19 protein-coding genes are annotated in these 18,228 nt (G+C 67.2%); 14 read left to right on the top strand and 5 right to left on the bottom strand.

What is annotated here, in order from left to right; all coding sequences use genetic code 11:
- The first annotated feature begins 172 nt into the window (after nt 1-172).
- From ftsZ to FOS14_RS05740, 9 genes are all read left to right on the top strand, one after another.
- The gene (ftsZ, locus tag FOS14_RS05700) at nt 173-1,330 is read left to right on the top strand and encodes a cell division protein FtsZ (RefSeq protein ID WP_143769286.1); all 1,158 of its coding nucleotides are present in this window, start codon (nt 173-175) and stop codon (nt 1,328-1,330) included.
- Nucleotides 1,327-2,049: a peptidoglycan editing factor PgeF gene (gene pgeF, locus FOS14_RS05705; protein ID WP_143769287.1), complete on the top strand. Its 723-nt coding sequence runs from the start codon at nt 1,327-1,329 to the stop codon at nt 2,047-2,049. Before ftsZ ends, pgeF begins: the two co-directional genes overlap by 4 nt.
- Nucleotides 2,046-2,771 (top strand): YggS family pyridoxal phosphate-dependent enzyme, encoded by a 726-nt coding sequence (locus FOS14_RS05710; RefSeq protein WP_143769288.1) that lies wholly within the window; start codon nt 2,046-2,048, stop codon nt 2,769-2,771. Before pgeF ends, FOS14_RS05710 begins: the two co-directional genes overlap by 4 nt.
- A 55-nt stretch (nt 2,772-2,826) precedes the next feature.
- Nucleotides 2,827-3,492, top strand: coding sequence for a cell division protein SepF (locus tag FOS14_RS05715; RefSeq protein ID WP_143769289.1), 666 nt, complete (start codon nt 2,827-2,829; stop codon nt 3,490-3,492).
- 89 nt (nt 3,493-3,581) lie between these two features.
- Complete coding sequence (locus tag FOS14_RS05720) at nt 3,582-3,875, top strand: YggT family protein (RefSeq protein WP_143769290.1); 294 nt, start codon at nt 3,582-3,584, stop codon at nt 3,873-3,875.
- Between the two features lie 100 nt (nt 3,876-3,975).
- A complete protein-coding gene (locus FOS14_RS05725; protein ID WP_143769291.1) occupies nt 3,976-4,851 on the top strand; it encodes a DivIVA domain-containing protein in 876 nt (291 codons plus the stop codon).
- A 50-nt stretch (nt 4,852-4,901) separates the two neighbouring features.
- Complete coding sequence (locus tag FOS14_RS05730; RefSeq protein WP_143769292.1) at nt 4,902-5,066, top strand: DUF2207 domain-containing protein; 165 nt, start codon at nt 4,902-4,904, stop codon at nt 5,064-5,066.
- A gap of 228 nt (nt 5,067-5,294) precedes the next feature.
- A complete protein-coding gene (gene ileS / locus FOS14_RS05735) occupies nt 5,295-8,423 on the top strand; it encodes an isoleucine--tRNA ligase (RefSeq protein WP_143769293.1) in 3,129 nt (1,042 codons plus the stop codon).
- 41 nt (nt 8,424-8,464) lie between these two features.
- Nucleotides 8,465-9,754: a DNA polymerase IV gene (locus FOS14_RS05740; protein ID WP_370512179.1), complete on the top strand. Its 1,290-nt coding sequence runs from the start codon at nt 8,465-8,467 to the stop codon at nt 9,752-9,754.
- A gap of 102 nt (nt 9,755-9,856) precedes the next feature.
- On the opposite strand, the gene FOS14_RS25435 is transcribed toward FOS14_RS05740, so the two are convergent.
- Nucleotides 9,857-10,003, bottom strand: a complete 147-nt coding sequence (locus FOS14_RS25435) for a hypothetical protein (protein ID WP_370512170.1) — start codon at nt 10,001-10,003, stop codon at nt 9,857-9,859.
- A gap of 22 nt (nt 10,004-10,025) precedes the next feature.
- Between FOS14_RS25435 and FOS14_RS05745 the strand changes: the two genes are divergently transcribed.
- Nucleotides 10,026-10,367: a hypothetical protein gene (locus tag FOS14_RS05745; protein ID WP_370512171.1), complete on the top strand. Its 342-nt coding sequence runs from the start codon at nt 10,026-10,028 to the stop codon at nt 10,365-10,367.
- 89 nt (nt 10,368-10,456) lie between these two features.
- Nucleotides 10,457-10,954 carry a hypothetical protein gene (locus FOS14_RS05750; RefSeq protein ID WP_143769296.1) on the top strand — a complete coding sequence of 166 codons (498 nt, stop codon included), beginning with the start codon at nt 10,457-10,459 and terminating at the stop codon, nt 10,952-10,954.
- Nucleotides 10,955-10,960: 6 nt separating this feature from the next.
- Here FOS14_RS05750 and FOS14_RS05755 read toward each other — a convergent pair whose 3' ends face one another.
- Nucleotides 10,961-11,701, bottom strand: a complete 741-nt coding sequence (locus FOS14_RS05755) for a sensor domain-containing protein (protein WP_143769297.1) — start codon at nt 11,699-11,701, stop codon at nt 10,961-10,963.
- Entirely contained in the window at nt 11,689-12,618 is a 930-nt protein-coding gene (locus FOS14_RS05760) for a hypothetical protein (protein ID WP_255450095.1), read from the bottom strand. Before FOS14_RS05760 ends, FOS14_RS05755 begins: the two co-directional genes overlap by 13 nt.
- 77 nt (nt 12,619-12,695) lie before the next feature.
- Between FOS14_RS05760 and lspA the strand changes: the two genes are divergently transcribed.
- Genes lspA through FOS14_RS05775 form a run of 3 tightly spaced genes read left to right on the top strand, consistent with a single transcriptional unit; the run spans nt 12,696 to nt 14,816 of the window.
- A complete protein-coding gene (gene lspA, locus FOS14_RS05765; RefSeq protein WP_143769298.1) occupies nt 12,696-13,247 on the top strand; it encodes a signal peptidase II in 552 nt (183 codons plus the stop codon).
- A complete protein-coding gene (locus FOS14_RS05770) occupies nt 13,244-14,170 on the top strand; it encodes an RluA family pseudouridine synthase (protein ID WP_143769299.1) in 927 nt (308 codons plus the stop codon). The genes lspA and FOS14_RS05770 overlap by 4 nt, the downstream gene beginning before the upstream one ends.
- The gene (locus FOS14_RS05775) at nt 14,163-14,816 is read left to right on the top strand and encodes a hypothetical protein (RefSeq protein WP_255450096.1); all 654 of its coding nucleotides are present in this window, start codon (nt 14,163-14,165) and stop codon (nt 14,814-14,816) included. The genes FOS14_RS05770 and FOS14_RS05775 overlap by 8 nt, the downstream gene beginning before the upstream one ends.
- Here the strand turns inward: FOS14_RS05775 and FOS14_RS05780 are convergent.
- Together FOS14_RS05780 and FOS14_RS05785 are read right to left on the bottom strand one after the other, a co-directional pair.
- Nucleotides 14,813-15,685 (bottom strand): alpha/beta fold hydrolase, encoded by an 873-nt coding sequence (locus FOS14_RS05780; protein ID WP_143769300.1) that lies wholly within the window; start codon nt 15,683-15,685, stop codon nt 14,813-14,815. The genes FOS14_RS05775 and FOS14_RS05780 overlap by 4 nt on opposite strands.
- Before the next feature lie 10 nt (nt 15,686-15,695).
- Nucleotides 15,696-18,170, bottom strand: a complete 2,475-nt coding sequence (locus tag FOS14_RS05785) for a molybdopterin-dependent oxidoreductase (RefSeq protein ID WP_143769301.1) — start codon at nt 18,168-18,170, stop codon at nt 15,696-15,698.
- Nucleotides 18,171-18,228 lie beyond the last annotated feature (58 nt).

Raw genomic sequence — 18,228 nt, forward strand, 5'->3', positions numbered from 1 at the left:
ATCCCAGTGGGGATGCATAGCGTTTCGCTCCAGTTGGGTACTTGACATAACGTTAAACCTACGGTTGAGGTTTAGGGTTTAGGGAAGTACTCCGACGCACGCAGACTGTCACCGCAGCCACCATGGCTACCAGCACCAACACGCTTTGCGATCGAAGGAAAGGCGAGAGCCCATGACGCCCCCGCACAACTACCTCGCCGTAATCAAGGTCGTCGGTATCGGCGGCGGCGGTGTCAACGCGGTCAACCGCATGATCGAGCAGGGACTCAAGGGTGTTGAGTTCATTGCCGTCAACACCGACGCCCAGGCCCTGCTCATGTCCGACGCCGACGTCAAGCTCGATGTCGGGCGCGAACTGACCCGCGGCCTCGGCGCCGGAGCCGACCCGGAGGTCGGTCGCAAGGCCGCCGAGGACCACAAGGACGAGATCGAAGAGGTGCTCAAGGGCGCCGACATGGTCTTCGTCACCGCCGGTGAGGGCGGCGGCACCGGCACCGGCGGCGCGCCCGTGGTTGCCAGCATCGCCCGCAAGCTCGGCGCGCTGACCATCGGTGTGGTGACCCGGCCGTTCTCGTTCGAGGGCAAGCGCCGTGGTTCGCAGGCCGAGACCGGCATCAACGCCCTGCGCGAGTCGTGCGACACCCTCATCGTGATCCCGAATGACCGGCTGCTCCAGCTCGGCGACGCCGCGGTCAGCCTCATGGACGCCTTCCGCTCCGCCGACGAGGTGCTGCTCAACGGTGTCCAGGGCATCACCGATCTGATCACCACGCCGGGTCTGATCAATGTCGACTTCGCCGACGTCAAGAGCGTCATGTCCGGCGCCGGCAGTGCGCTCATGGGCATCGGTTCGGCTCGCGGCGACGGCCGGTCGGTCAAGGCGGCCGAAGCCGCGATCAACTCGCCGCTGCTCGAGGCCTCGATGGAGGGCGCGCACGGGGTGCTGCTGTCTATCGCCGGCGGCTCGGACCTGGGCCTTTTCGAGATCAACGAGGCCGCGTCGCTCGTGCAGGAGGCCGCGCACATCGAGGCCAACATCATCTTCGGAACGGTGATCGACGACTCGCTCGGCGACGAGGTGCGCGTCACGGTGATCGCCGCCGGGTTCGACGGCGGAACTCCAGCACGCCGCGCCGTCGAGGCGCCGCCCACCAGCCGGGGCGCCATCAGCGCCGCCCGCGCCGGCGAGATCGGTCAGTCCAGCAACGGCAGCGGCGTGCGGGAACGCAACAACGCGGAGCAGACGCCGGCGCACAGTGCCCGCCACGCAGCCGTGGCCACCGAGGACGTCGACGACGACGTGGATGTGCCCGCGTTCATGCGTCGGTGACTCGCGTCAAGGTCCGCCGGGTGGTCACCACCCGAGCGGGCGGGGTATCGAAGCCGCCGTTCGACGCGTTCAACCTCGCCGATCACGTCGGGGATGATCCGCAGGCGGTGGCCCGCAATCGGGAGCGGCTCGCCGAGCACGTCGGTTACCGTCCCGACCGGCTTGTCTGGATGGAGCAGGTACACAGCCGAAACGTCGCCGTGGTGGATGCGCCGCAGGCCGGGCCGCTCGAAGCAACCGACGCCGTGGTGACCACGACCGTGGATCTGCCGCTGGTCGTGCTCACCGCCGACTGCGTGCCGCTGCTGTTGTCCGACGACGAGGCCGGGGTCATCGCGGCCGTGCACGCCGGACGCGTCGGCGCGCGGGTCGGCATCGTGCCGCGGGTACTCGACGCGATGGTCGCTGCCGGGGCGCATGTCGAACGCATTGGCGCATTTTTGGGTCCGGCCGCCTGCGGCCGCCACTACGAAGTGCCGCCGGCCATGCAGGCCGATGTCGCCGAACACCTGCCGGGCAGCGCGACGGTGACATTGCGCGGCAGCACCGGACTCGACATCCGCGCAGGCCTGCGCCGGCAACTGCTGACCGCCGGGGTGGCGGCGGTCGCCGAAGACCCGCGCTGCACGATCGAGGACACCACGTTGTTCAGTCATCGCCGCCAGTCGCCCACTGGCAGACTGGCCAGCGTGATTTGGATGGAGACGATCGCGGATTGACCGCAGGCGAGCAGGCGCGCGAGTCCGAACTTGCCACCGCGCTGGCGCGGCTGAGCGAACGTCTGGCGGCCGCATGTGCGGCTGCGGGTCGGCGCCGCGAGGACGTCGAGTTGCTGCCGGTCACCAAATACTTTCCGGCAGGCGACACGGCAGCGCTGTATCGCCTCGGCTTGCGTGCGTTCGGGGAATCGCGGGAACCCGAAGCGTCCCGCAAGGTCGCCGAGTTCGCCTCGCATATCGATGACCCGTCGGTGCGCTGGCACATGATTGGGCGGTTGCAGCGCAACAAGGTTCGCAGTGTCGCGCGGTGGGCGCACGTCGTGCACTCGGTGGATTCGCTGCGCCTTGCCGACGCGCTGGATTCCGCCGCACAGGCAGACCGCAGCACACCGTTGGAGGTGTTCGTGCAGGTGAGTCTGGATGACGATCCGGCCCGCGGCGGGGTGGCGGCAGCCGAGCTGAGTGCACTGGCCGAACGCGTGGCCGCCGCCGAGCACCTGCGTCTGCGCGGCCTGATGGCGATCCCGCCGCTGGAGTGGGAGGCCGAGCGCGCATTTGCCCGGCTAACTCAGTTGCAGCAGCAGTTCGTGCGGCATTTTCCGGCGGCGACGGACCTGTCCGCGGGCATGTCCGGCGACCTCGAACAGGCGGTGAAATATGGCTCGACCTGCGTGCGTGTCGGTACCGCTCTGATGGGGCCGCGACCACTAATCTCCCAGTAGCAAGCCAGATTCCCAGCAGTCACAGCAGAAACATCGCCGTGGGAAGGTCGATCCGATGAGCACGCTCCACAAGTTCAAGGCTTACTTCGGCATGGTTCCGCTTGAGGACTATGAGGATGACTACCTGGACGACCACCCCGGTGCCGTCCGCCGGCCGCGGCCCAGTGGCGCCCGCGACCCGTACAACGAACTCGACGACCTCGACTACGGCGGCGGCAGCTACAAGCCGAGCTACCCGCCCCGGCGGGAGGAATTCGACGACGACCCGCGTTACGATCGCCGCCCACCACGGCTCGAGCCCGTCGCGATTCGCTCCACCCGACCGGCGCCGAGCCCGGTGTCGGTGGGCCGCACCCAAACCCGCGGCGCTCTCGCGGTCGAGCCGACCGTGGAGGCGCGTCCCGAACCCCGCCGCAGCGGACTCTTCGATGACGGAGGCCCCTTGTCCAAGATCACCACGTTGCGTCCCCGCGATTACGGCGAGGCCCGCACCATCGGTGAGCGGTTCCGTGACGGCAGCCCGGTCATCATGGACCTGGTGGAGATGAGCAACGCCGACGCGAAGCGACTGGTCGACTTCGCCGCCGGCTTGGCATTCGCGCTACGTGGCTCATTCGACAAGGTGGCCACGAAGGTGTTCCTGCTCTCACCGGCCGACATCGACGTTTCCGCCGAAGAGCGGCGTCGCATCGCCGAGACGGGCTTTTACAACCAGAAATAAGCCGGGTCGAACCGCGAAAAAATTGCCGCTGCACCGTTGGTGCGGCGGCAATTTTTGATCGATCGAGGATTCTCAGGCAGAGTGATGACGTGGCGTCGTTCGCAGCAGTCATCTACTTCGTGCTCTTCGTGTTCTGGCTGCTGCTCATCGGCCGAATCGTCATCGAGTTCATCCGCACATTCGCTCGTGACTGGCACCCGACAGGCGTGGTGGTCGTGATTCTCGAGGCGATTTTTACCGTCACAGATCCGCCCGTGAAGTTCTTGCGCCGCATCATTCCGCCGATAAATCTCGGCGCGGTGCGCCTGGATCTCTCCATAATGGTGTTGCTGTTCATCATCTTCATCCTGATGTCGATCGTTCAGCACGTCGCTGCGTCGTGATGGCGATGTTCGCCGTCTCGCGCAACCCTCGGGTCTGGTGTGACAGAATGTGCGCTAGTTGCTTGCTCGACCGTTCAAAGATGCGTGAAGGGACCCTTCCATGCCGCTGACTCCCGCCGATGTGCACAACGTTGCATTTAGCAAGCCGCCAATCGGTAAGCGCGGCTACAACGAAGACGAGGTAGATGCCTTCCTGGATCTCGTCGAGCAGGAGCTTGCGCGGCTGATCGAGGAGAATACGGACCTGCGCCAGCGCGTCAGTGAACTCGACGCCGAGCTGTCCGACGCCAAGCAGGGCAGGGGCACGTCCGCGCCGAAGTCGGCCCCGACCCCGCCGCCGGCCGCCGCGCGCGTCGTCGAGCCGCCGAAGCAGGCTCCCGCCCCGACACCGCCTCCGGCTCCCGCTCCAGCCCCGAAGGCCGCGCCAGTAGCCGCCGCGGCTGCCACGGGTGCCGCAGCCTCGGGCGACGCACACCTGCAGGCCGCGAAGGTTCTCGGCCTCGCGCAGGAAATGGCCGACCGCCTCACCGGCGAGGCCAAGGCCGAGGCGGACCAGCTGCTCGCCAACGCCCGGGCCAACTCGGAGCGGCTCGTCAGCGACGCACGGGCCCGCTCGGAGGCGATGATCTCCGACGCCCGCCAGAAGTCCGAGGCCATGCTCGCCGACGCCCAGAACCGCTCGGAGACCCAGCTGCGCCAGGCCAAGGAGAAGGCCGACGCGCTGCAAGCCGACGCCGAGCGCAAGCACAGCGACATCATGGCCACGATCAGCCAGCAACGCACTGTCCTCGAGGGCCGCATCGAGCAACTGAAGACCTTCGAGCGCGAATACCGCGTCCGGCTGAAGTCCTACCTGGAGTCGCAGCTCGAGGAGCTCGAGAACCGCGGTTCCGCCTCGCCCATCGACGGCGGCGAAGGGTTCAGCGACAACAGCAACAACCACAGCCAGTCGTCGTTCGCCAAGGGCAGCAAGTAGGCCGGTGACCGCCCCCGTCGGGGCCAATACTGACGACTAGTGACCTGCACATGCTGGTTCTGATCCTGGTACTGGCTGCGGTCGGTTTCGCGCTGCTGGTGGTGTCGTTGATGTCCGGGTCGGTGATCTGGGCCTGGGGTTGCATCATCGTCTGCGTCATCGGCGCGATCCTGCTGCTCGTCAGCGCGCTGACGGTTCGAGGGCGCAGCGACTAAAGCACTACAATTCAAGTGGCGTCGATCCGGCTATCACCGGGGAGCCTTCGGAAGAACGGCCGGACCCTTGGGTCGGCTCAGTAGAACCGAACGGGTGAGCCCGTCACAGCTCGCAACGAGAGGTCCCGTGCCACGCGGGGCAAGCGGGGTGGTACCGCGGCAACAGCGCAACTGGCGCTGACGTCGTCCCCGTGCCTGGGTGCGGCACGGCAGGAGCGACCTTCGCAGATGGAAGACCAACAGAAACACCAGGGTGAGTCCTACCCCCGCGTCGACCTCACCGCCGGAGAGTCCGGGGCCTCCTTCCCGAAGCTCGAGGAGCGGGTGCTCGCCGATTGGGCGGCGAACGACACCTTCCGTGCGTCCATTCGCAACCGCGCGGACGCCGAAGAATTCGTCTTCTACGACGGCCCGCCGTTCGCCAATGGTGTGCCGCACTACGGTCACCTGCTCACCGGTTACGTCAAGGACGTGATCCCGCGCTACCAGACCATGCGTGGACACAAGGTCGAGCGCCGATTCGGCTGGGATACCCACGGCCTGCCCGCCGAGTTGGAAGCCGAGAAGCAACTCGGTATCAAGACCGGCGACATCAGCGACATGGGCATCGCCAAATTCAACGAGTTCTGCAAAGCGTCGGTACTGCGCTACACCGACGAGTGGCGTGACTACGTGACCCGCCAGGCCCGCTGGGTCGACTTCGACAACGATTACAAGACGCTCGACCTCGACTTCATGGAGTCGGTGATGTGGGCGTTCAAGCAGTTGTGGGACAAGGGCCTGATCTACCAGGGGTTCCGGGTGCTGCCCTACAGCTGGTACGAGCAGACCCCGCTGTCGAATCAGGAATCCAAGCTCGATGACGCCTACAAGATGCGTCAGGACCCGGCGGTCACGGTCGACATGCCGTTGACGTCCGGCCCGTTGGCCGGCGCCAACGCGCTGATATGGACCACCACCCCGTGGACCCTGCCGTCCAACCTCGCGATCGCCGTGCACCCGGACGTCGACTACGTGCAGGTGGCAGGCAAGGACGGCAAGCGGTATGTGCTGGCCAAGGAGCGGCTGGGACACTACGCCCGCGAACTGGGCGAGAATCCGGAGATCGTCTCTGAGCACTCGGGCGCCGATCTGGTCGGCCTCGGCTACGAGCCGCCGTTCGACTTCTTCTACGGACCCGACAAGGGGCGGCCCAACGCGCACCGCGTGATCGCCGCCGACTACGTCACGCTCGATTCGGGTACCGGCATCGTGCACATGGCCCCCGCCTTCGGTGAGGAGGACATGGAGTACTGCGCCGCCAACGGGATCGAGCTGGTGCAGCCACTCGACGCAGGTGGCAAGTTCACCTCCATGGTTCCGCCGTACGAGGGCCAAATGGTCTTCGACGCGAACCCGAACATCATCAAGGACCTGAAGGCCGCCGGAAAGATCCTGCGGCACGAGACGATCGAGCACTCCTATCCGCATTCTTGGCGCTCAGGTCAGCCGCTGATCTACATGGCCGTGCCGAGCTGGTTCGTCGCGGTGACCAAGTTCCGTGACCGCATGGTCGAACTGAACCAGCAGATCACCTGGGTGCCCGAACACATCCGCGACGGCCAGTTCGGCAAGTGGCTCGAGGGCGCACGGGACTGGAACATCAGCCGAAACCGCTACTGGGGCAGCCCGATTCCGGTATGGATGTCGGACAACCCGGAGTACCCGCGCATCGACGTCTACGGGTCGCTCGACGAGCTCGAGCGCGACTTCGGGGTGCGCCCCACGGATCTGCACCGGCCGATGATCGACGAGCTGACTCGGCCCAACCCGGACGACCCGACCGGCAAGTCCACCATGCGTCGGGTGCCGGAGGTGCTGGACTGCTGGTTCGAGTCGGGGTCGATGCCGTACGCACAGGTGCATTACCCGTTCGAAAACGAGGATTGGTACCAATCACACTTCCCTGGCGACTTCATCGTCGAGTACAACGGCCAGACCCGCGGCTGGTTCTACAACCTGCACGTCCTGGCCACCGCACTGTTCGACCGCCCGGCGTTCCGGACGGTCGTGGCGCACGGCATCGTGCTCGGCGACGACGGGCTGAAGATGAGCAAGTCGTTGCGCAACTATCCCGACGTCAACGAGGTGTTCGACCGCGACGGTTCGGATGCGATGCGCTGGTTCCTGATGAGTTCGCCGGTCTTGCGCGGCGGCAACCTCATCGTCACCGAGCGCGGCATCCGGGAGGGTGCCAGCCACGCGCTGCGCCCGCTGTGGAACGCCTGGACGTTCCTGCAGTTGTACGCGTCCAAGCCGGGCGAATGGCGCACCGACTCGCCGAATGTGCTGGACCGCTACATCCTGGCCAAGCTCGCGCAGTGCCGCGACGCGATGACGGAGGCGCTCGATGTGTACGACATCGCGGGCGCCTGCGAACAGCTGCGCTCGTTCTGCGAGGCGTTGACGAATTGGTATGTGCGCCGGTCACGTTCGCGGTTCTGGCGCGAAGACCGCGACGCCGTCGACACCCTGCACACGGTCCTGGAGGTGATCACCCGACTGGCGGCGCCGCTGCTGCCGCTGATCAGCGAGGTGATCTGGCGCGGACTCACGGGTGGCGCCTCGGTGCATCTGACGGACTGGCCGGCCCAAGATGTGGTCCCCGGCGATCCGGAGCTGGTCGACGCGATGGACGAGGTCCGCAGCGTCTGCTCGACCGTACTGAGCCTGCGCAAAGCACAGAATCTGCGCGTGCGCCTGCCACTGTCGGAAGTGACCGTGGCCGCGCCCGATGCCGAGCGGCTGGCCCCGTTCGCTGACATCATTGCCGACGAGGTGAACGTGAAGCGGGTCGATCTCACCACCGACGTCGACGTGCACGGTCGCTTCGAGTTGGTCGTGAACGCCCGCGCTGCCGGTCCACGGCTGGGCAAGGACGTCCAGGCCGTCATCAAGGCCGTCAAGGCCGGGGAATGGACGGAGACGGATGGAGTCATACACGCTGCGGGCATAATCCTCGAACCCGGCGAGTACACCCAACGCCTCGTCGCCGCGGAGCCGGAATCGACCGCCGCACTGCCCGGTAATGCGGGTCTGGTGGTGCTGAACTCCGAGGTCACCGCCGAGCTCGAGGCCGAGGGCTGGGCGCGCGATCTCATCCGGGAACTGCAGGAGGCCCGCAAGTCCGCCGGCCTCGATGTGTCCGACCGGATCCGGTTGGTGCTCGACGTCACCGACGAGCACCGTGACTGGGCCCGCACCCATCAGGACCTCATCGCGGGGGAGGTGCTGGCCACCGAGCTCTCCTTCGGCGATCCGGGGCCCGATGCGCTCGACCTGCTCGAGGGCGTGCGGGGCCGCATCGAGAAGCGCTGAATACTCGACAGGTGAGCCGCCGGTGGGTGCTGCACTTGGACATGGACGCGTTTTTCGCCTCCGCCGAGCAGCTCACCCGGCCGACACTGCGCGGCCGTCCGGTGCTCGTCGGCGGCGTCGGAGGCCGTGGTGTCGTCGCCGGCGCCAGCTACGAAGCGCGGGTGTTCGGGGCGCGGTCGGCGATGCCGATGCATCATGCGCGGCGGCTGGTAGGCGCATCGGCGGTGGTGCTCCCGCCGCGCGGCGACGTGTACCGGGCGCTCAGTCACGACGTGTTCGAGGTGGTCCGAGGCCACATTCCGGTGCTCGAGCAGCTCTCGCTCGACGAGGCATTCGGTGAACCGGCAGAGCTTGCCGGGGCCGATGTGGCGACCGTCCACCAATTCTGCGAACAGTTGCGTGCCGCCGTCGTCGCCAAATGCGGCCTGGTCTGTTCGGTCGGCGCCGGTGCCGGCAAGCAGATCGCCAAGATCGCCTCGGGACTGGCCAAACCCAATGGTGTGCGGGTCGTGTCACCGACAGAACAGCGTGCGCTGCTCGCCGGCCTGCCCGTGCGCAAGCTGTGGGGGATAGGACCGGTCGCGGAGGCAAAGCTGCGCCGCCTGGGTGTCGAGACGATCGGGCAGTTCGCCGCCATGCCGCCGGGTGAGGTGGCCTCGCTGCTCGGCGGAACCCTCGGGCCGGTGCTGCACACGTTGGCCAACGGCATCGATGATCGGCCGGTGAGCGAACGCGCCGAGGCCAAACAGGTCAGCGCGGAGACGACGTTTGCCGCCGACATCGTGGCGATGGCCGAGTTGCGCCACGCCGTCGACGACATTGCGGCGGCCGCTCACCGTCGGCTGGCGCGCGACGGTCGCGCCGCGCGAACGGTCGTGCTCAAGCTGAAGCGCTCCGACATGTCAATCCTGACCAGGTCGGTGACGTTGCCTTACGCCACAACGGAACTGGCGACATTGACGGCCGCCGCGCAGCGCTCCGCGCTCGACCCGCAGGAGATCGGCCCGATCCGCCTCGTCGGCGTCGGGTTTGCGGGCCTGAGCGACGTCAGCCAGGGCCTGCTGTTCGGCGAGCACACCGAAGCAGACACACCGGTCGAGCTCGAGGCGCTGGCGGCCCAGGAAGACAGCGACCCGCAGTCGGCCACCGTCTTCTACGCCGGCCTCGACGTCAGTCATCCGGAATTCGGCCACGGCTGGGTGCAGGGCGCCGGGCACGGGGTGGTGACCGTGCGTTTCGAGACCCGGTCGTCCGGGCCCGGGCCAGCGAGGAGTTTCGCTGCCGACGAACCGCTGCTGACCAGGGCAGATCCGCTCGACAGCCTGCGGTGAGTTAATCTTGGTGACTTGTGGGTTCCCCGTTTGCGCGACGGCGGATGCCATAGTGGGTACTTGAGGCAGCACGGAAATTCTCAACTCGAACGAAAAGGACGATCAGTTGAAGCTTGGAAACACCGGTCGCGTTTTGGTCGCCGGGATGGCGATGGTCGGCGCGCTAACGATGACAGCTTGCTCCAGTGACAACAACAACTCGTCGGGAACCACGTCCTCGTCGAGCACCACGAGCGCTGCAGCGTCCACCAGTAACGCCGCCCTCCCGCCAGTGCCTACGGTGGACCAGCTCAACCAGGAACTGCAGAAGGCGTTCGACCCGAACGTGCCGCTGCAGGAAAAGGTCGACATGGTGCAGGGCGCTCAGGCTGACCCCGAGCTGATCAACCGCGTCGCCGAGGCCGCCAAGAAGGCGGGCGTCACCGTCGTGGTCACCAAGGTGAACGACCTGGGCAACTCGGTCACGGCCGACGCGAACCTGACCATCAACGGACAGGTCAACCCCGCGGTGGTGCCGTTCGTGGCCGAGGACGGCCGCTGGAAGCTGGAAAAGGGCTGGGCCTGCAACATGGTCAACCTGGCGCAGCTGAGCTCGCCGGCCTGCGGGCAGTAATAGACCCAACCGACGATGCCGGGCCGTCCAACGCGGCCCGGCATCGTCGCGTCTGCGGTGGCATCATCGAGACAAGGGCGGCAACGGAAGTGAGTAGGCACATGCGCGGGTATGTCGGCGCAGCTCTGCTTGCCCTGCTGTTGATGCTCCTACCTGTTCTTGGCGGGTGTGGTTCGCACAACTCCGCGCCCGCTCTGTCGTCGCAGCCGCCGACCTCCACCATCGATCCCCATCACCCGCCTATTCCGACACCGGCGGAACTGAACGCGATGCTGCAGCACGCGCTCGATCCGAATGTGCCCGCGCAGGAGAAGGCACAGTTCCTGCAGGGCGGCGAGCGCGACCCGGGCCTGTTCACCCGGGCCGGGGAGGCGATGCGCAAGTACAACGCCACCATCACGATCGTGTCGGTGACCGACACCGGCAACGGCACGCTCAACGCCGGCGCGGACTTCACTCTTAACGGCCAGCCCAATCACGCCGAGATCCCGTTCGTCTGGGACGACGGACGCTGGAAGGTTCAGAACAAGTGGGCCTGTGGGCTGATCATCAATGTCGCACAGTCGCACTCGCCTGCCTGCACGTGAACCGGCTCAGCTGCCGGTGCCGCTGCGCAGCCGCTCGGCTTGCTTGTTCGCCAGCGTGGCCAGCAGCGCCGGGTCGATCGCCGTTTGACCGGCCGCGGCGAGCTGCATGACCGTTGATCCGACAACGGCAACCACTGCGTCGGTGGTCAGTCGAACCCCGTCGCTGCTGGTGATCACTCGATAGGTCACCGCGGCGTCGCCGATCCGTGGTTGCTGGACCGAGCCGCCGACCCAGTTTTCCACCGCGATGCCGTCGGCGTCGGTGCCCGAGTAATGCCCGCAGTCGCGCAGGGTGTGCTGGACCGCCGCGAACGCTTGGCCGACGCCGGACGCCGGGTAGCTCGCGGCGTCGATATCGATGCTGGCGAAATTCGGTCCACCAAATCGGGAGACGGCGTTTGCGCTGGCCCCGCGGAACTGCTGGGCCACCGGCGCCAGAATATTCGCGCATTCGGCGGGATCGGTGTGCGACTTGTCGTTGCTGTCACGCGGGCCGGTCGGATCACCGGGCGGACCGGCCGGGAGTTGCGCGAAACCCGGCGGCAGGTCGGCAACGGTCAGCAGCGCCGACTGCAGTTGCGCCGAGTCGGCGACCGGCGGCGCCGTGGCCGTCGACGGTGCAGCCACTCGTGCCGGAAGCGGGCTCAACGCGGGGTCTTGGGCCGCGGAGTCGTCACCGTGCGAACAACCGGCAACGAGGATGGTCAGCGCGATAGCGACGGGCGCGCATCTGATCAACTTGTCCATTGCACCCGGCTGCTCGTGGTCTGGCGCAGCAACGACTTGGTGTGCGGATCCCGGTAGCTCTGGTCGCCGCCGATGGTGATGTCGCCCTGCACGGGCAGCGGCAAACCGAGGTCGATGGTGACCGAGCCCGCGCCGTGCATCGTGTAGCTGTCGATGTCGAGGGTGCCCGCGCCGTTCGGCAGGTTCCACACCGGCGACTTAGGGGTCTGGCTGACGTCGACGGCAATGGTGAGCCGGTCGCCGTCGCGGTCGGTCAGTTTCGCCTTGGTCACCTGTTCGAGCGGGATCGATCCGGCGACCTGCTGCTGCAGTGTCCAGGTGGCGCCGAGGCCGATGGCCCCCGTGGGCAGCGAAACCGCCCGGTAGACGGCTAAATACAGGGCCTGTTCGATCGCCTCGCGGGCCGTGTCCGACGCGTCGGTGGCCGGACTGATGCTCAGCGATGTGACCGCGCCCGAGTGGTCCACTGCAAATCCCGCGTGCGAACCCGTGACCGGCTTCAATTCGCGCGAGAGCGTCGGGTCGGTGCTCGAGACGGTGCCGAAGGTGAGGTCGATGCCATCGGCGGCGGCCACGGCGGACATGGCCATCGTGACCGGTGGTCTGGAGAAGTCTTGCTGCGGTTGATCGTCGATGCGCTGGATGACGCGATTCTCGGTATGCAGAGTGACTGCTTGCACGCGGTTGCGCGGCGGATGGGGCGTCAGGACTTCGCGCGGTTCGTCGCCGCCGTCTACCAGGTTGGTGCTGACCGGCGAAACCGGGACGGTGACCTCCTTGCCGATGGAGGCGATGCTGCGCACGTCGGACGAATTCGAGTCGCCGGCATCCGCGCATCCCGCCACCAGACTCGCGATTCCCAAGGTTGCGGCCAGCAGCAATGTGCCGTGGCGCACCGGACTAGACAACACCGTCACGAGTCCAAGATACGGCTGCATCGCGGGCACCGGCCCGCGGTCCGCGGAGCGGTCAGGCAATTTGGGATGATGGGCTGGTGAGCACTGGCGTACCGCAGACTCGGCTGCGAACTGTTCTGAGTGTCGCAGCGGCGTTGCTGATCGCCGATGTGGTGACCAAATGCGTGGTCGTGGCGACGATTGCACCCGGCCGGCACATCCGCGTCATCGGGGACTTTGCGACGCTGACACTGGTGCGCAACCCTGGGGCGGCCTTCTCCATGGCTACCGGCATGACGTGGGTGTTGAGTTTGATCGCGGTGGCCGTGGTGATCGGTGTCATCCGGATCGGCCGGACGCTGCGCTCGCTGTGGTGGGCGATCGGGCTCGGGATGGTGCTCGGTGGCGCGCTCGGCAACCTGGTGGACCGACTTTTTCGCGCGCCGGGACCGCTCGAGGGTCACGTGGTCGACTTCATCTCGGTGGGCTGGTGGCCGGTGTTCAATGTCGCCGACTCCTGCATCGTGTGCGGCGCGATCTTGCTGGTCGGGTTGACACTGTTCGGTTTCGAACCCGACGGCACCCGGCACCGCAGCGACCGGGTCGCCGAGAAAGAAGGGGACGAAGAAGACTCGGAGCCGGTCAAGTGAGAGAAAGCCGGGCCATGCCGATCCCGGACGGCTTGGCGGGCATGCGGGTGGATGCGGGTCTGGCGCGCCTGCTGGGGCTGTCCCGCTCGGCGGTCGCCTCGTTGACCGAAGAGGGCGCGGTCCATATCGACGGAGTGGCGGCGGGCAAGTCGGACCGGCTGGCGGCCGATTCGTGGCTGGAAGTGGAGCTACCCGAGCCGCGGCGCGAATTGACGATCGACGCCGAACCCGTCGAGGGCATGGAGATCCTGTACGCCGATGACGACATCGTCGCCGTGAACAAGCCGGTGGGCGTCGCTGCGCATACCGGCGTGGGCTGGAGCGGCCCCACGGTTGTCGGCGGCCTGGCGGCGGCCGGTTATCGCATTTCCACCTCGGGCGCGCACGAGCGGCAGGGCATCGTGCATCGCCTCGATGTCGGCACCTCTGGGGTGATGGTGGTGGCGCAGTCCGAGCGGGCCTATACCGTGCTCAAACGCGCGTTCAAGCAGCGCACCGTCGACAAGAGGTATCACGCGCTGGTGCAGGGGCACCCCGATCCGAGCAGCGGCACAATCGACGCGCCGATCGGTCGCGCGCGCGGCAACGACTGGAAGTTCGCGGTCACCGCTGACGGGCGCCCGAGCGTCACCCACTACGACACGATCGAGGCCTTCCAGGCGGCGAGCCTGCTCGACATCCATCTGGAGACCGGCCGCACTCATCAGATTCGTGTGCACTTCGCCGCGATCCGGCATCCCTGCTGCGGCGATCTGACCTACGGCGCGGACCCACGGCTCGCGCAGCGGTTGGGCCTGGAACGGCAGTGGCTGCACGCGCGCTCCCTGGCCTTCACTCATCCGGCCGACGGCCGGTGGATGGAAATCACCAGCGACTATCCCGCAGATCTCACACACGCGCTCGAGGTGCTGCGGAGTGCGTGAGCGCACGCAGTGGCTGGTCGGTTTCGGCGTTATCGCGGCGTTCGTGGTCGTGCTCCTCGTCGGCATCCTCAACCCGCCGCGGCCGGCCGCGGTGGCAACCGACGCGCTGGGTCCGGATTCCGGCGAGCGGGTGGGCGGGTACCTGGACCGGGCGAACCGCACACTGGGTGGCTCAGTTGATGATCAACACTGGGCCCTGGTATCCCTGCACCAGGAACTTACGCCCGCTGACGTGGTTCGCATCGCCGACGGCGTCCGGGTCTCGGAGGTGCTGTACCGGGTGCCGATCGATCGGGTGCAGAGCCCGGTGGTGACGGTCGCGGTGTCGGCCGATCCGCGCTCGGTGTTGTGGTCGGACAGGGTTGCCGCCGATCAGGTGCGTGGGCAGGTTTCCGACGGACGCGAGGCGCAGGTGGCGGCGGTGGTGTCCGCACGGCTCACTGCCGGATGCCCGTGCGTGGTCGCGTTTCTGGTGCGCGCGGACAATCCGGCGCTGCAGCGGATATCCCAGGACGCCGCGGTGCGTGCGGTGGAGGCGCTGCCCGCCGACGCGGTGTTCGGTCGGTTCTCGGTGCGGCCGCTGTTTCCTGAGCAGACCGATATCGCGGTTCCCGGTCCTGACGACGGGCCCGTGCCGCCCGCCTAACTCAGGAAATCGATGATCGCGGCGTTGACCTGTTCGGGTTGCTCGAGTTGCAGGAAGTGTCCGGCGCCGGGGACGCGCAGTACGGCGCTGCCTGCGGGCAGATAATTTTCGACGCGATCGGTCAGTTGCACCGACATGCAGCCGTCGTTGACGCCGTGCAGGTACAGCATCGGGGTCCGGGGTTCTTGCAGCCATGCCGCCTGCAGGGCGCGATAGTGCCGCGGCGGTCGCGACAGCGGTGACAATGCGCGGTAGTAGCCCAAGGCCGCAGCGCGATTGCTGCGCGCGTAGATGGCGGTGGCCACCGCGGGCAGGTCTGCGCTCGCGTCGTACCCGGGTGACCAGTCCCGCCACAACCGGGGCACCAGGCGGTCGAGCGAACTCTCGGGCAGCCGCGGGAGCTGATTGAAGCCGATATACCAGCTCTTGCGGAGCTGCCTGACCAGCTGCAGCGGGTTGGTCCGGGTGACCGACGGAACCGGTGGTACTGCCATCGACACGATCCGGCGGAAGGGTGAACCGCGATAGGCCGCAAGGGCATTGGAGGTCACCGCGCCCCAGTCGTGACCGATCAGTACCGCCGAGTCGTCACCGCCGAGCGCCTCGTGCACACCGAGGGCGTCGGCCATCAGAGCGCCGACGTGGTAGCTGCCGTCGGTGGGGATCTCCGACGGCGCGTAGCCGCGGGTGAAGGGCGCGACGACCCGCCAGCCGCGTTCGGCGAGCACCGGTCCCAGGTACCGCCACGTCCAGGCCGTGTCGGGGAAGCCGTGCAGGCACAGCGCGAGCGGGCCGGAATCGCCGCCCCACTGGAGGGCGGACAGCGTCACATTGTCGAGGTCGATGCTCAGCCAACGCGGGGTGCTCACCGCCAGAATGCTAGGCCTTGACTGCCTCGAGCCGCGCGGGAACGTGTTTGTGCCAGGGCGTTCCGGCGAAGTCGTCCTTGAGGCCGGTGCTGGTCAATTCGTTCGGCGCCACGCCAGCCGAGGTGGTTTCGCCTTGGCCGGCCGGGAAGTCCAGGCCGAGCCCATTGGGCAGGGCGATGTTGCCGGCCGCCATCATGTCGCTGATTTCGACCGTGACCAGCGCGGACCCGCCCGCGGTCACCAGTCGTGCGCGGTCGCCGTCAGTGAGCCGCAGTCGCTCGGCGTCGGCGGCGCTGATGCGCAGGTTGCCGTTCTTGTCGCGACGGCGCCACTCGGGGTTGCGCAAGATGGTGTTGGCTGTGAAGGACCGGCGTTCGCCGGCCGCGAGCACCAACGGAAATTCTTCGCTCGTCCACACCGACCGAGCTGCGCCCAGACCTCGAACCTGGTCGAGGAAGTCCTCGACCGCGATGGTGAACCGGCGGTCTTTGCGTTTGACGTAGTGCCACACGTCGTCCCAGGTGTCGTCGGTGAAGACGACGCCGGTGGGTGATTCGATGACCGCGTCGAACAGCGCGTTGCCCGGCCGCAAGCCTTTTCCGGCAAAGCCCGCGCGCGCAACACCTTTGGGATTCGACAAGGCGCACAGCTGGGCAACGCCCCACAGCACGGCGGCGCCGCGGACAGGTGCGGGCAGGGTCTCACCGAGGGTTTCGTACAGCAGGTACGGAGCCACCTTGCCCAGCTCGGGGTTGGCGGCGACGGTGGCCAGGAACGTCGCGGCGAAGGTGTCCCGGCCGGTGTGGGCGGCCCGACGCAGGCGCCGGAGGGTCTCTTGGTCCACAACGTGCATCCGGCGCAGCAGTTGCGCGTAGATCTCCGGTTCGCAGCGCGTGCCCGCAAGCGGTTCCAGCACCGGTTTGCGCAGGTGGAAGACGTTGCGCGGGAACTCGAAGTTGAAGAACGTCGCCTCGGGCTTCTCGAACTGGCTGGCGGCCGGCAGGATGTAATCGGCCAGGCGGGCGGTTTCGGTGAACGCCACGTCGATCACCACGGACAGCTCGAGCGCGCGCATGGCTGCCCGGAAGCGCTTGGAATCGGCCAGCGAGTGCGCGGGGTTCGACGAGTCGATCCAGATGGCACGGAACCGGTCCGGGTGGTCGGTCAGGATCTCGTCGGCGATCGAGTTGCAGGGGATGAGCCCGCCGATGATCTTCGCGCCGGTGACCGGCGTGGTGCGGCCGCTGCCACCCGAGGCGGAGCCGCCGGCCAACATCCCGCCTGCCAGCGGCGCGAGGGCTTCGAGCAGGCTCCGCGATCCCGCCTCGACGGTGGTCTGCAGCGCCGGGACCCGCGAGAGCGCTGGCAGTATTCGGCTGAGCGCTTTGCCCACGATGGGCACCGCCCGTGTCAACACAGTCGTGCGGGCGCGATCCAGCCTGGTCGGCGCCTTGCGCTCGCCGCCGCCACCCGACCCGCCGGTCAGCGATGCGAACGTCGAGTGCAGGAACATCGTGCCGGGCCGGCCGAAGTTGCCGGTCAGGATCCATACCAGCTTGTTCAGGTACGACGTCAGCGTGCTGTTCGGTGCCTGCTGCACGCCGAGATCTTCATAGACGCAGACGCTTTCGGCGGTCGCGATGCGGCGGGCGGCCGCCCGGATCTGCTCCTCGGGCACACCGCTTTTGGCGGCGAAGGCGGCAATGTCGACGGTCCGGAAAGCGGCCAGCACCTGCTCGTGGCCGGTGGTGTGCGCCGCGACGAATGCGGTGTCGACGAGGTCTTCTTGCACGATCACCGCGACGATCGCGGCCATCAGCCAGGCATCGCAGCCGGGGGAGACCTGCAGGTGATGATCGGCCAGCGCGGCGGTCTCGCTCGCCCGCGGATCGACCACGATCATGGATCGTTTCGGGTCCGCGGCCACCTGCTTGAGCACGGGCCGGGCGCGCGGGAAACTGTGCGACTGCCACGGGTTTTTGCCGACGAAGACCAAGACCTCGGCGTTCTCGTAGTCGCCCTTGGTGTGGCCGCCGTAGAGACGGCCGTCGACCCAGATTTCGCCGGTCTTTTCCTGGGCGAGCGCATTGGAGTGGTACACCGAGCCGACCGCGCCGCGCAGCGCGAGCGCGTTGGCGGAGCCCAAGTGGTTACCTTGGCCGCCGCCGCCATAGAAAAAGATCTTGTCGCCGCCGTGCCGCTGCATGATGGCGGCGAGCTTGGCCGCGATCTCGTCGAGCGCGGTGTCCCAGTCGATTTCGACATAAGAGCCGTCCGGCATCCGTTTGAGCGGGCTGGTGATGCGGTGCGGGCCGTTCTGGTAGAGATCGAGCCGCATCGCCTTTTCGCAGGTGTAGCCAGCCGACGCGGGGTGGGACTTGTCGCCCCGGATCTTCGCGAACCGGCGGCCGTCGAGCTCGACGGTGATTCCGCAGTTGCACTCGCACAACACGCAGGCCGTGGCGTGTACTTCCGGTGCGGCCATCGCAACCTCCACTCCAAATTATGCTAGGCAACATAACATAGTTTGCTGGTGGACGCAG

The sequence above is a fragment of the Skermania sp. ID1734 genome, from assembly GCF_007489285.1.
GTDB lineage: Bacteria > Actinomycetota > Actinomycetes > Mycobacteriales > Mycobacteriaceae > ID1734.